This window comes from Streptomyces sp. NPDC001339 (assembly GCF_042895955.1).
In the GTDB taxonomy this organism is placed as follows: domain Bacteria; phylum Actinomycetota; class Actinomycetes; order Streptomycetales; family Streptomycetaceae; genus Streptomyces.
Genome location: NZ_JBIAWT010000004.1, coordinates 303,195 through 316,653, shown reverse-complemented (window position 1 = coordinate 316,653; position 13,459 = coordinate 303,195). Strand labels below are relative to the sequence as shown.

The 13,459-nt window shown below is 70.6% G+C and carries 10 protein-coding genes; 3 read left to right on the top strand and 7 right to left on the bottom strand.

The genetic code is table 11. The annotated features are described in order from the left end of the window. Positions 1 to 19: 19 nt before the first annotated feature. Positions 20 to 1,843, top strand: coding sequence for an NHL domain-containing thioredoxin family protein (locus tag ACFY12_RS13615; protein WP_390715956.1), 1,824 nt, complete (start codon positions 20 to 22; stop codon positions 1,841 to 1,843). A 69-nt stretch (positions 1,844 to 1,912) separates the two neighbouring features. Here ACFY12_RS13615 and ACFY12_RS13610 read toward each other — a convergent pair whose 3' ends face one another. The 7 genes from ACFY12_RS13610 to ACFY12_RS13580 form a co-directional block, all read right to left on the bottom strand. Next, on the bottom strand, positions 1,913 to 2,566 hold the full coding sequence (locus tag ACFY12_RS13610) for a DUF4232 domain-containing protein (protein WP_390715955.1): 654 nt from the start codon (positions 2,564 to 2,566) through the stop codon (positions 1,913 to 1,915). Positions 2,567 to 2,727: 161 nt separating this feature from the next. Then, a complete protein-coding gene (locus ACFY12_RS13605; RefSeq protein ID WP_390715954.1) occupies positions 2,728 to 3,672 on the bottom strand; it encodes a helix-turn-helix domain-containing protein in 945 nt (314 codons plus the stop codon). A 220-nt stretch (positions 3,673 to 3,892) separates the two neighbouring features. Next, the gene (locus ACFY12_RS13600; RefSeq protein ID WP_390715953.1) at positions 3,893 to 4,834 is read right to left on the bottom strand and encodes a hypothetical protein; all 942 of its coding nucleotides are present in this window, start codon (positions 4,832 to 4,834) and stop codon (positions 3,893 to 3,895) included. A gap of 298 nt (positions 4,835 to 5,132) precedes the next feature. After that, a complete protein-coding gene (locus ACFY12_RS13595; protein WP_390715952.1) occupies positions 5,133 to 5,936 on the bottom strand; it encodes a DUF4232 domain-containing protein in 804 nt (267 codons plus the stop codon). Between the two features lie 113 nt (positions 5,937 to 6,049). Next, the gene (locus ACFY12_RS13590; RefSeq protein WP_390715951.1) at positions 6,050 to 8,110 is read right to left on the bottom strand and encodes a BTAD domain-containing putative transcriptional regulator; all 2,061 of its coding nucleotides are present in this window, start codon (positions 8,108 to 8,110) and stop codon (positions 6,050 to 6,052) included. 1 nt (position 8,111) lies between these two features. Then, positions 8,112 to 9,407, bottom strand: coding sequence for a M18 family aminopeptidase (locus tag ACFY12_RS13585; RefSeq protein ID WP_390715950.1), 1,296 nt, complete (start codon positions 9,405 to 9,407; stop codon positions 8,112 to 8,114). Positions 9,408 to 9,725: 318 nt separating this feature from the next. Further along, positions 9,726 to 11,552 (bottom strand): acyl-CoA dehydrogenase, encoded by a 1,827-nt coding sequence (locus tag ACFY12_RS13580; protein ID WP_390715949.1) that lies wholly within the window; start codon positions 11,550 to 11,552, stop codon positions 9,726 to 9,728. A 166-nt stretch (positions 11,553 to 11,718) separates the two neighbouring features. Here ACFY12_RS13580 and ACFY12_RS13575 point away from each other — a divergent pair, with 166 nt between their 5' ends. Further along, positions 11,719 to 12,192 (top strand): SseB family protein, encoded by a 474-nt coding sequence (locus ACFY12_RS13575; protein WP_390715948.1) that lies wholly within the window; start codon positions 11,719 to 11,721, stop codon positions 12,190 to 12,192. Positions 12,193 to 12,367: 175 nt separating this feature from the next. Then, positions 12,368 to 13,321, top strand: coding sequence for a pirin family protein (locus tag ACFY12_RS13570; protein ID WP_390715947.1), 954 nt, complete (start codon positions 12,368 to 12,370; stop codon positions 13,319 to 13,321). Positions 13,322 to 13,459: the final 138 nt, after the last annotated feature.

Below are 13,459 nucleotides of genomic sequence, written 5' to 3'. Positions count from 1 at the left end.
AGTGACGTTGAATGTCCACATGGCTTCACGTGCGCGCGTCCGGGCCCCCGAGCTGACCGGCAAGGGCGGCTGGCTGAACACCGGCAACAACGATCTCACCCTCTCCGACCTGCGAGGACGCATTGTCGTCCTGGATTTCTGGACGTTCTGCTGTGTCAATTGCCTACACGTCCTGGATGAACTGCGGGAGCTGGAGGAGCGACACCGGGACACGCTGGTGATCATCGGCGTGCACTCCCCGAAATTTGTGCACGAGGCCGACCACCAGGCGGTCGTGGACGCCGTCGAGCGGTACGGCGTCGAGCATCCGGTCCTCGACGACCCGGAGCTCGTCACCTGGAAGCAGTACGCGGTCCGCGCCTGGCCGACGCTGGTGGTGATCGACCCGGAGGGGTATGTCGTGGCCCAGCACGCCGGCGAGGGCCATGCGCACGCCCTTGCCGCGCTCGTGGAGGAGCTGGAAGCCGAGCACACGGCGAAGGGCACTCTGCGGCGCGGCGACGGCCCATATGTGGCGCCGGAGCCGGTCGCCACCGATCTGCGCTTCCCCGGCAAGGCGGTCCGGCTGCCCGGCGGCAGCTTCCTCGTCTCCGACACCACCCGCCATCAGCTGGTGGAACTGGCCGGGGACGGTGAGCAGGTGCTGCGCCGCATCGGCAGCGGTGAGCGCGGCCTTGCGCCGGATTCTTTCAACGAGCCTCAGGGCCTGGCGCTGCTGCCCGACGGCACGGTGGCCGTCGCGGACACCGTCAACCACGCCCTCCGCGTCTTCGACCCGGAGACGGGCGGGCTGGAGACGGTGGCCGGTACCGGCACGCAGTGGTTCCAGGGCTCACCGACCTCCGGACCGGCCCGCGAGGTGGCGCTCTCCTCGCCGTGGGACCTCGCCTGGTGGCGGGACCGGCTGTGGATCGCGATGGCCGGGGTGCACCAGCTGTGGACGTACGACCCCGCCACCGGCATGGTCGAGGCCGCGGCCGGCACGACCAACGAGGGTCTGGTGGACGGACCGGCCGCCGAGGCCTGGTTCGCCCAGCCGTCCGGGCTCGCGGCGGCCGGCGACCGGCTGTGGGTCGCGGACTCGGAGACCAGCGCGGTCCGCTGGGTGGAGCCCGCCGCGGACGGGGACGGCTATGTCGTCCGTACGGCCGTCGGCACCGGCCTCTTCGACTTCGGGCACCGTGATGGTGCCGCAGATCAGGCCCTGCTACAGCACCCGCTGGGCGTCACCGCACTGCCCGACGGCTCGGTCGCGGTCGCGGACACCTACAACCACGCACTGCGCCGCTTCGACCCCGCGACCGGGGAGGTCACGACGCTGGCGACGGATCTGCGCGAACCGTCCGGCGCGGTGCTCGCCGACGACGACATCGTGGTGGTGGAGTCGGCGAGGCATCGGCTGACCCGGCTGCGGCTGCCGGAGGAGGCGGTACGTGTGGAGTCGGTGGCCCACCGCACCCAGCGCGCGGCCACCGAGGTCGCCCCGGGCGCGCTGCGGCTGGAAGTGGTCTTCCAGCCCCCGGCGGGCCAGAAGCTGGACACCCGCTACGGTCCTTCGACGCGGCTGCTGGTCAGCGCCACGCCGCCGGAGCTGCTCGCCGAGGGGGCGGGCGCGGGCACGGACCTCACCCGCGATCTGGTCCTCGCAGACGGGGTGGCCAAGGGCGTACTGCACGTCTCGGCAATGGCCGCATCCTGCGACACGGCGCCTGACAGCGGCCCCGACGCCGAGTTCTACCCCGCCTGCCATGTCCACCAGCAGGACTGGGGCGTCCCGGTCGAGATCGCCGACGGCGGGGTGGCCCGGCTGGGACTCGTCCTGGCGGGTCTGGACACCGCGTAGCCCCGAGAGCGGCGGCCTCGGGCGGGGCGGGGCTGCCTGCTCGGCTGAGGGAACAGCCCGTGCCGTGGGTCAGTCACCCACACCGGCGGCCAGTTTGGCCCCGGCGAGGCTGCTGTTCCAGTAGGTGACCTGGCTCTTTCCGACGGAGATGTGGTCGCGCTTCTGCGCGAAGTCGAACGTCACCGGTCCATAGGGCCGGGCGTCCTCCGACGAGTTCATGAATTCGATGGCCACCGACTTCTGCTCGGTGCCCTTGGCGGCCGGCGTGTTGGTCGGGATGACGGCGTAGGCGGAACTGCGAGCGCGGAGGGTGACGGTGTGGTCGGTGAGCGCCTCGCCCCCGCGCCTGATCATCGGCAGCGGGTCCTTGGCATTGGCGAAGCGCAGCCGCGGTGCGTAGTTGAGGTAGCAGGGCCGGTCACTGGTGTTCTTGTACTCGATGGTCACGTGGCCCTTCGGCCCGGACTGCTGGGAGAAGCTGAGCCGGGCCGTGGTCGGGTAGCAGCGGGTCGCCCGGCGTGACGCCGCCGCCCCTGCTCCCGCACCCGCCGCGGCGCCACCACCGATGATCTTTCGCTTCTTGCTCGTGGGCGACGACGAGGAGGACTTCTTCGACTTCGACTTCGAGGAGCTGCTGTTGCAGCCGGTCAGCGCGAGCGAGCCGGCCAGGCCGAGGGCCAGCGCGGCGTAGGCCGCGGAGCGGCGGGAGCGACGTGCGGTCATGGGTTCCCCCAGTGGGTCGCTGCGTTCAGCGAGGTGTGTCAGTCATGGCACGGCCACGATAGCGATTACGGTCCGACGCGCCAGGGCGGGTGCGCGGGGCCTGTCGTGGACAGTGGGTCGTCGCTGGTCAGGCAGGTAAGGGCGGGAGGTGTGGGCGGCGGTCAATCGGGACAACTGGGTAATGCGGTGTTTTCGACCTGTTCCGGGCGGATGCGGATACCCGGTACCCACATCGGCTCGCCGTCATGGTCGAGCCGGAACCAGATGCTGCTGTGCTCGCCCACCTCGTCGGTGACCGTGACCCCATCGGCGATCCGGCACACTGCGCGCAGCACATCGCCGTGCCAGGTGTGGCCCACGATGTTGGAGCGTCGATAGGGCCGGTACGGGTCGCGGGCCAGCCCGAGCGCACAGTACGCGGTGCGTGGGCGCTGGCAGACCCGTTCGGCATTGTGCACGGTGATGCGGGCGGATCCGGCGTCGTGAGGTGCGGCCGGTGAGCCCTGGGCCCCGGCACCGGCCCGGGCTCCGCCGCCGTCGTTCGCCGCGCCGCTCCCCTTGGTCAGCGCCGGAACCACCAGTGCGGCACCGGCGAGCACGGCGGCCGTCCCGAGCGCCGCGAACACCAGCCGCAACCGACGCCGCCCGGCCGGCAGGGCGTGCCCGGCGACTCCGCTCTCGGCACCGTCCGGCGTTCCCGGGCCGGATGTGTCACCGTCCTCCGGTGACGGTGACGGTGACGGCGACGGTGACGGCGACGGTGACGGGGCGTCCCTCTGCTCACCGGCTTCCGCCACCTCTTGGGCACGGTGCAGCAGATCGACCAGGGTGGGCAGCCGGTCCTCACCGGTGAAGGAGAGCTTGCACCACTGCACCAGCAGCCGTTCGTCGGGCAGGCTCTGGCCGCGCAGGTAGCGCGAGAGGGACGACCGGCTGGCGGGCAGTCTGCCCTCCAACTCCTTGAGGCTGTAGCCGAGTTCTCCGTGCATACGGCGAAGGGCGGCGGCGAAGTCCCGTACTGGACCCGAGAGTTCATCGGGAAGCGGGGCCAATGGCTTACGGCGTGGGCGAGCGGCGTGGTTCTGGTTGCCAGGCACGTCTGGCATTCCAGCACAGCGGACATGCGCGCGCGAGGGGCACTTCCGCTCCCCTGTGACGGAAGTGCCCCTCGTTGCACGATCCGGACCGGACCCGGATCGGTTGGTGACGTTTCACGTGAAACCGTGAAGGCCCGAGAGAGTTTCACGTGAAACGACGCCGTGCCTTCCAGAGGGCTGTTGCACACCCGGCGTCGCGGGCCGCTCCCTGATCGGTTCCGGGACCGGGTCAGTCCCCGAACTGCACGGGACGGTAGGGCTTGAACTCGGCGTCGCCGCCCGGCAGGCCGTAGGTCAGTGTCCGGTGGTCGGTGCCGTGACCCCCGCGCTGCTCGTATGCCGTGTACGAGGAGTGCGCCGCGTTGTTCCACTTCTCGAAGATGACGACGTGCCGGTTGTCGCTGTCGCCGGCCGCATCGATCAGCAGATCCCCGGGCGTGAGTTCGCCCAGCGAGAGGGGCCGGGTGAGGGTGCGGTTGGTGGCCAGGTCCACGGTGTTGGTGCCGGGTGCCGGCAGCCCCAGAGCCATGGACGCATACCCCGAGCAGTCCTGCCGGTAGCCGTCCTTCCAGACCCTGACCTGGCTGTACGGAACGGGGGAACCCTTGTCGGCGGTCAGCCAGGTGGCGGCGCGGTGGAGCATCTCCTGGCGGGATCCCCCGGGCTGTGGCGGCCCGCCGCTGTGGACCGGTATGCCCGGCAGCCGGTCCTGCGGGATGTCCACCGCGACCACGGTGAGGAATCCCGTGACCGGGCCGGTGATATGCGCCATGAACGTCGAGCAGGCGGTGCCCTCGCACACCTTGTGGCCGGTCTCGACCTGGTAGTCGGCGGTGATCCGGTCCTGCCCCGGCGCCGACGTGTTGATCACCCCGACGGAGGGCGAGTTGAGGTCCGCGGAGGCGTGCACCACCCAACGCGTGCCCCAGGTGGGGAAGCCGGCGGCGGCCGCGTCCGGGCGCAGGGAAGCGGCGCGCGCGGTGCCGTTGGAGGCTCCGGCGATCCCGGCGGCGCCGACCCCTGCCGCGGCCACCGCGGGCAGCACTCTGCGCAGGACGGCCCGGCGGAACGGGGAGTGGGCGGGGAGCGCGCTGCCGTTCGGGGCGGCCGGGTCGTCTGCGGGACGCACGGTGTCCGCGTCTGCCAGATGGCTGCCGCTGTGCTCGTACATGCCGATTCCCCTCCGTAGGCGGCCGGTTGACCGGTTGGCCTTGGGTCGATGGACGGCCGCCGGATGGTCCGGTCGCGGCGACGGGACCATCATGGGGCGGGGCGTGGAGACCACTCGGAGGATGGGTGTCCCATGGGATGTCCCGGCCGTAGGCACGGCTGTGGCCTGCGAAGACAGCAGCGGAATGAGACGTGCTGTGCCGCTGTGTGAGACATGGCGGGACAGCGGGCAGCGGAAAGGGCGCCCGCTGGGGGGAGGCGGGCGCCCTGCTCAGGCGATTCCGGCTCGGCCGGACGGCTCACCAAGCCGTCGCATCACTCATGTTCGACTGCCAGTACGTCACCCATGCGCTGTCGTCGACGTACACCGAGCCACCCGGGAGCGGCACCCGCGTCGAGCCACCGACGCTGCCCTTGCCGTCGCGCCCCGGGAGGCTGATCGTCAGTGAGGCGGTCGTCCGGCCGTTGCGGCCGGAGCCATCCGCGGACGACGTCAGCACACCGGCGTAACCGGACTGCCCCGGTGCGAGGGTGACCACCGCTTGCGGCTTGCTGTCCGGCAGGGCGTTGAGCGGCGACTGCGCGGTGCCGAACCGCAGATTCGGCGCTGCGTAGAGGTCGCAGGTGGTCCCTGAGGTGTTGGTCGCCACCACCAGCAGATGGTTGATCGGTTCCTTCACCGGCTTGGCGACGATACGGATCCGGTTGGCAGCGCATGCGCGGTGCCGGAGGGCGGCGTCGCTGCCGCGCCCGCCCGCACCGTGCGTTTCGGTGCCTGTCCCGCGGCGCGTACCGGAGCCGCTGCCGCTGTCCTGGCCAGGCGCCTGTGCCGTACCGCCGCCGTTGGGCCGGGTGCCGACCGGCTCTGCGGCATCGCCCGCGGCCGGCGTGCTGCCGCCGGTACCGGCGGTCGACTCCGTGGTGTGTCGCGGCGTCGGGTGGTACGGCTTGGCCGCGCTGGTCTTCAGCGGGTTGTCCTCGCCGCATGCGGTGAGGGTGAGCGCGGCGACGGCGGTGAGCCCGGCCGCGGCAATCCTGACAGTGCGGCGGCGGACGCTCCGGGGCGTACGAAGGCTGCTGGTACGGGCCTGGCTGCGCGGCATCTCCGGTCTCCCCGGTGGTTGGTCGGTCTTCCCGTCTGCCCTTCAGACTGCCGTCGGCCGCTGCCGTCTCACTAACGTGTGCCTAACGTCGATATGCGCTGTTCCACCGCAGCTCAGCCGCGCCCGTCCGGCTCGTCACCGGGGTTCCCGCTCCGGCCCTCCGCGGCGCCGGTGCCGGTCCCGCCGTGCCCTCGGACCTGCCCGCGCTCGTCCCGTGCGAAGAGCTGGGTCAGTGTGCTGATCGTGTAGACGTCGGTGGCCTCTTCGTCCACCAGGTGCATCTCCGCCAGCCGGTCCAGACCGTCCTGGGTGCGTTCCTGGTCGTATCCGGCCAGCGCGGCCGCCACCGAGGCGTTGAGATGCCCGTCCGCGCTCCTCGCCAGGGCGCTGAGGAGCCGTGCGTCGTCCGCCGACAGCCGGGCGACGGACATCCGCAGCGCCGCCGCGACACCGGTGTCCTCCGCCGAGAGCAGCGCCAGCCGCCGCCGTTCGTCACGCAGTGCCGCGGCCAGCCGGGCCAGCCGCCAGCGCGGCCGGGCGGTCAGCTGGGCGGCGGCGGCCCGCAGCGCCAGCGGCAGGCCGTCACAGAGGTCGACCAACTCGCGTGCGGCGGCCGGGTCCTCGTCGACCCGGTCCGTGCCGAGCATGGCACCGAGCAGCGCTGCGCCCTCCTCATGGCCGAGCGCCTGGACGCCGACCGGCCGGGCGCAGTCGGTGGCGACCAGGCCGTCCAGCCGGCTGCGGCTGGTGACGACCGTGGCGCAGTGCTGACCGCCCGGCAGCAGCGGCCGCACCTGTGCCGAACTGCGCGCATTGTCGAGGACCACCAGCAGCCGGCGCTCGGCGACCAGCGAACGAAAGAGCGCCGAGGCTGCCTGCGCCGAGCCGGGCACCCGGTCCGGCGGTGTGCCCAGCGCCAGCAGGAAGTCCCGCAGGATCTCCGCCGGCGCCGCCTCATCGCCCTCGCCGAAACCGCGCAGATCGGCGAAGAGCTGGCCGTCGGGGAAGGCCCCGGCGTACAGATGCGCCCACTGGACGGCACAGGCGGTCTTGCCCACACCGGCCGGCCCCACGACCACCGCGACCGGACTCTCCCCGGGTGTACGGCCCGTCAATGCCCCGCTCAGTGCGCCAAGTTGAGGCTCACGTCCGAGAAAGCGGGCAGGCGGCCGAGGCAGCAGCCGCGGCGCCGCACTGGCCCGGCCGGCGCCCGTTCCGGCCCTGGCACCGTGCCCTGACACTGGCGCCGGGCCGGTGCCGCCAGGGACGGGTGGGACCCGCCCCTCACCGCCCTGTTCGACCCGCCCCTCGCCATCCTGTTCGACCTGCCCCGCGCCGCCCTGTTTCACGTGAAACACCGGTGTCCCCGCGGGCCGTTCCTCTGCATCGCGCGATCCCCGCATGGGCCCGGCCGCAGGGCGCCCGCCGTGTGCCGCCTCCGCCCGAAGGATCCCCTCGTACGCACCGCGCAGCCGCTCGCCCGGATCGACGCCCAGTTCCTCGTTGAGCAGCCGCCGGGTGCGGTGGAACCACTCCAGGGCGTCGGACTGCCGTCCCGTACGGAACAGCGCCCGCATCAGCCCGGCGATCAGCCCTTCCCGCAAGGGGTGGTTGACGGCCGCGGAGTAGAGCACAGCGGCAGCCTGCTCATGCTCGCCGAGCATGCCGTGCGCCCGTCCCAGCGCCTCCACCGCCGTCAGCCGCTGCTCCTCCAGGGCATGTGCCGCGGCGGCGAACGGCGGGCTGGTGACCGTGCCGGTCAGCGCGGGCCCGTGCCACAGCCCCAGCGCTTCCCGCAGAAGCGGAACCGCGTCGGCGGGCGCCGTCTCGGGGCGCGCCAGCGACACCAGCTCACCGAACCGGTGGGCGTCGATCAGCTCCTCCGGCAATCGCAGCAGATAGGCCGAGCCATGTGTGGTGAGCTCGATGCCGTATGCCCGTGCCCCGCCCTCGGCGAGCGTGGCACGCAGCCGCGAGACATGCCCCTGGACGACCGTACGGGCATGCTCGGGCGGTGCGTCCTCCCACAGGGAGTCGATCAACTGCTCCAGTGGAACGGTGGTGTTGGGCTGCAGCAACAGCAGCGCCAGCACACTGCGCCGTTTGGCGGGCCCGAGCGACAGCTCTCCGGAGCCGGTCGTCACGGCGATCGGGCCGAGCAGCGAGAACTCCAACTCAGCTCTCCAGGAAGGCTGTCAGGGCGTTCGCGAGCAGATACGGGTCCTCGGCGCCGCACAGTTCGCGCGCCGAGTGCATGGACAGGATCGCCACGCCGATGTCGACCGTCGCGATGCCGTGCCGGGCGGCGGTGATCGGGCCGATCGTGGTGCCGCACGGCATCGAGTTGTTGGAGACGAAGCTCTGCCACGGCACCCCGGCGCGCTCGCAAGCCGCCGCGAAGACGGCCCGGCCGCTGCCGTCCGTGGCGTAGCGCTGATTGACGTTCACCTTGAGGATCGGCCCGCCGTTGGGCATCGGGAGGTGCCCCGGGTCGTGCCGTTCGCTGTAGTTGGGGTGTACGGCGTGTCCGGTGTCGGACGACAGGCAGATGGTGCCGGCGAAGGCCCGGGCCCGGTCCTCGTACGAGCCACCGCGCGCGAAGACCGAACGTTCCAGCACCGTGCCGAGCAGCGGGCCGTCCGCGCCGGTGTCGGACTGGCTGCCGTTCTCCTCGTGGTCGAAGGCGGCCAGCACCGGGATATGGGGCAGCGAGCTGCCGGCTGCGGCCGCGGCGGCGAGGGCCGCCGTGCCGGCGTGCACGGACAACAGGTTGTCCATCCGCGGACCGGCGACCAGTTCGCGGTCGCGGCCGAGGTAGGAAGGCGGCTCGATGCTGTGCACCATCAGGTCCCAGCCCTTGATGCCCTCCGCCGGGACGCCGGCCTCCTCGGCGATGAACGCGATCAGATCGCCCTCGGCGACCTCGCCCAGCCCCCAGATCGGCGTCATATGGCGCTGTTTGTCGAGTTTGAGGCCTTCGGAGTTCACCGAGCGGTCGAGGTGGACGGCCAGTTGCGGCACCCGCAGCAGCGCCCGGTCCACATGGACCAGCCGGTTGGTCCCGTCGGCCAGCGTCACCCGTCCGCTCAGCCCCAGGTCGCGGTCGAGCCAGGTGTTGAGCAGGGTGCCGCCGTAGATCTCCACGGCGATCTGCCGCCAGCCGCGGGCGCCGGTGTCGGGGATCGGCTTGACCCGCAGATTGGGGGAGTCGGTGTGTGCCCCGACGATGCGGAACGGGGTCGCGGCGCTCGCGCCCTCCGGCACGTACCACGCGATGATGGCGCCGCCGCGCAGCACATACTTGCCACCGCTCGCGTTGTCCCACGCGTCGACCTCCGCGACCTGCCGGAAGCCGGCCTCCTCCAGCCGCTCCGCCGCGTTGGCGACCGCGTGGTAGGGCGACGGGCTCGCGGCGAGGAAGGACATCAGGTCGTCGGTGTGGCCGCGATCAAAGCGAGCGGAGTTGGTCATGGATTCAGCATAAAGAGCCGGACGCCGCATTCCCCGTGCGCGTGCACCATGACCCCGCTCCCTTCCGGCCACGAATTCCCCATTCCCGAAGGAAATCCGAAATGGAGTGAACTATTCCGGTCGTGCTCGCACGCTCCCCGGGATCGTGAGCCGGGCCGTCGGCCGGTCATGACGAAGCCCGCCTCCCCGGGGGAAGAGAGGCGGGCAACGATCAGTGTGGACGGCGAAGATGAGAGACCTCTAAGAGCGCCGCACGTTCCGGGCGGCGGACCCCGACCCGGAACGCGCTGTCCCCGGCGCACCGGGAACGAGGCGTGCTCAGAACGAGGCTTCGTCCAGCTCCATCAGCGACTGGTCGACGGACTCGGCCAGTCCGCGCTGGACGGAGACGTCCGGCAGGACGTTGTGCGCGAAGAACTTCGCCGCGGCGATCTTGCCGGTGTAGAAGGCTTTGTCCTTCGCCGAGGCGTCGGCCAGCTTCTCGGCAGCCACCGCCGCGCCCTTGAGGAGCAGGTAGCCGATGACGACATCGCCGGAGGCCAGCAGCAGGCGGGTGGTGTTCAGGCCGACCTTGTAGATGGACTTGACGTCCTGCTCGGTGGCCGCGAGGTCGGTCAGCATGGCGCCGACGATCGCCTCCAGGTCGGCGGCGGCCTTGGCCAGCTCACCGCGGGCCTGCGCCAGCTCCTCACCGCCGGTGTTGTCGGCGAGGAACTTCTTGATCTCCTCGGACAGTGCGGTGAGCGCCTGGCCCTGATCGCGGACGATCTTCCGGAAGAAGAAGTCCTGGCCCTGGATCGCGGTGGTGCCCTCGTAGAGGGTGTCGATCTTCGCATCCCGGATGTACTGCTCGATCGGGTACTCCTGCAGGTAGCCGGAGCCGCCGAAGGTCTGCAGCGACTGCGCCAGCTGCTCGTAGGACTTCTCCGAGCCGTAGCCCTTGACGATGGGCAGCAGGAGGTCGTTCAGGCGGATCGCGGCGCCGGCGTCCTCGCCCGCGGCCTCCTTGATGATGATCTCGTCCTGGACCGTGGCGGTGTAGAGCACCAGGGCGCGCATGCCCTCGGCGTACGCCTTCTGCGTCATCAGCGCGCGGCGGACGTCCGGGTGGTGCGTGATGGTGACGCGCGGGGCGGTCTTGTCGGTGAAGGCCGCCAGATCCGCGCCCTGCACACGCTCCTTCGCGTACTCCAGCGCGTTGAGGTAGCCGGTGGAGAGGGTGGCGATGGCCTTCGTGCCGACCATCATCCGGGCGAACTCGATGATCTTGAACATCTGGCGGATGCCGTCGTGCTTCTCGCCCAGCAGCCAGCCCTTGGCCGGGTGGTTGGCGCCGAAGGTCATCTCGCAGGTGTTGGAGGCCTTCAGGCCCATCTTGTGCTCGACGTTCGTGGCGTAGACGCCGTTGCGCTCGCCCAGCTCGCCGGTCTCCCAGTCGAAGTCGTACTTCGGCACGATGAACAGCGACAGGCCCTTGGTGCCCGGACCGGCACCCTCGGGGCGGGCGAGGACGAAGTGCACGATGTTCTCGGACATGTCGTGCTCACCGGAGGTGATGAAGCGCTTCACGCCCTCGATGTGCCAGGAGCCGTCCTCCTGCTGGGTGGCCTTCGTACGGCCGGCGCCGACGTCCGAACCGGCGTCCGGCTCGGTCAGCACCATCGTGGAGCCCCACTGCTTGTCCACCATCAGCTGGGCTATGCGGTGCTGCTCCTCCGTGCCCTCGTCGTGGAGGACGCCGGCGAAGGCAGGGCCGGAGGCGTACATCCAGATCGCCGGGTTGGAGCCCAGGATGGTCTCGGCGAAACCCCACAGCAGGGAGCGCGGCGCGGTGGTGCCGCCGAGCTCCTCCGGGATGCCCAGGCGCCACCACTCGGCGTCCATGTAGGCCTGGTAGCTCTTCTTGAAGGTGTCCGGAATCGGCGCGGTGTTGGTCTCCGGGTCGAAGACCGGGGGGTTGCGGTCGGTGTCGGCGAAGGAGTCCGCCAGCTCGTTCTCGGACAGCCGGGTGATCTCGGACAGCACGCTCTTGGCGGTGTCGACGTCCATCTCTGCGAACGGTCCGGTGCCGTACACGCGGTCACGGCCCAGCACCTCGAAGAGGTTGAACTCGATGTCGCGGAGATTCGACTTGTAGTGGCCCATGGGTACGGCTCCGTAGGTGTTCGGGAGAGGACCCAAGGCAGGGACCTCAGACGCAATACCGGCTAGTAGCCAAATGATGCTACCCGCGGGTAATAAGAATCAACCCCTTCCCGTCATCTGTGACGAGCGTCCCCCGCGGAACCGCTGACTCAGTACGCTGTGGCCCATGTACGGCTACGACCAGAACGCGGGTGCCGGGCAGCAGTACGGCGCACCACCGCCCCCGCCGCAGCAACCGGCCCCCGGGGGCTACGGCGAGCAGCCGCTGTATCCCGAGCCGTCCCCGCCCTCGCTCGCCGACGCGGTGCGCGCCTTCACCACCGGCTCGATGTCGGCCGAGGACTTCCAGGGCATCTTCTCCACGTCCAAGATCTACTGCCCGCGTGGTGACAACCCCGGCTTCCTGGCGCTGCACAACACCCAGCAGCCGGTGATCCCGATGTTCACCTCGCTCAAGGAGCTGCGGCGGTACGCGGGCAAGGAGTCCAAGTACTTCGTGATCACCGGCGCCGAGGTGCTCGACCTGCTGCCGACCGGCTATGGCTTCGTCCTCGACATGGAGGGCGACCACCGGATGGTCTTCGACGCGAAGGCCGTGGAGCAGATGGTGGACTTCGCGATGCGCCGGATGTACGGGTAGGCGGCTGCGCGCGCGAGTGCCTTGCGGTCGAGTGTCGCCGCAACCCCTTTGCCCTCTTTAATCATATTAATCCGCTTGCAACGCTTTGACCTGGGCAAATGCGGGCGGGAATGCTGCACGCCTTGCCGGTCGTTCACACTTCAACTAAGTTGAGCGAACGACCGAGGAGGCCGTGATGCCCGCAGTGACCGTTGAGAACCCGCTGACCCTGCCGCGTGTGGCGGCCCCCGCCGCAGCGCACACCCGTCCCGTGCTGGCCGTCGCCACCGCTCCGGGCGGATTCGAGGGCGAGGGCTTCCCGGTGCGCAGGGCGTTCGCCGGTATCCACTACCGGCACCTCGACCCGTTCATCATGATGGACCAGATGGGCGAGGTGGAGTACGCGCCGGGAGAGCCCAAGGGCACGCCCTGGCACCCGCACCGCGGTTTCGAGACCGTCACCTATCTGCTCGACGGCACGTTCGTGCACCGTGACTCGCACGGCGGCGGCGGTGTCATCAACGACGGCGACACCCAGTGGATGACGGCCGGCTCCGGCCTGCTGCACATCGAGGCGCCGCCCGAGTCGCTGGTGATGTCCGGCGGTCTCTTCCACGGGATCCAGCTCTGGGTGAACCTGCCCAGGAGCGACAAGATGATGGCCCCGCGCTACCAGGACATCGGCGGTGGCCAGGTCAAGCTCCTGACCTCCGGCGACGGCGGTGCGCTGCTGCGGCTGATCGCCGGTGATCTCGACGGCCACCGTGGACCGGGCATCACCCACACGCCGATCACGATGCTGCATGTGACGCTGAACCCGGGTGCCGAGCTGACCCTGCCCTGGCGCCAGGACTTCAACGCCCTCGCCTACGCCCTGGCCGGACGCGGCTCGGCCGGTACCGAGGAGCGCTCGTTCCGCATGGGACAGGCGGTGGTGTTCGGTTCCGGTGACGCGCTCACCCTCCGGGCCGACGAGAGCCAGGAGTCGCGCAGCCCGAACTTCGAAGTGGTGCTGCTGGGCGGCCGGCCGATCCGCGAGCCGATGATGCACTACGGGCCGTTCGTGATGAACACCCACGCCGAACTGGCCCAGGCCTTCGAGGACTTCCAGGCCGGACGGCTCGGAACGATCCCGGCCGGAGAGCGCTGACGCCACATCGGGCCGCAGCAACGGGCCGGGGCGACGGTACGGCCGCGATCGGGCGGCGGTGGTGCGGTATCGGGCGGCGATAGTGCGGTGGGGTGGTGTTTCACGTGAAACACCGTCCCCCGTGCAACATCGTCCCCG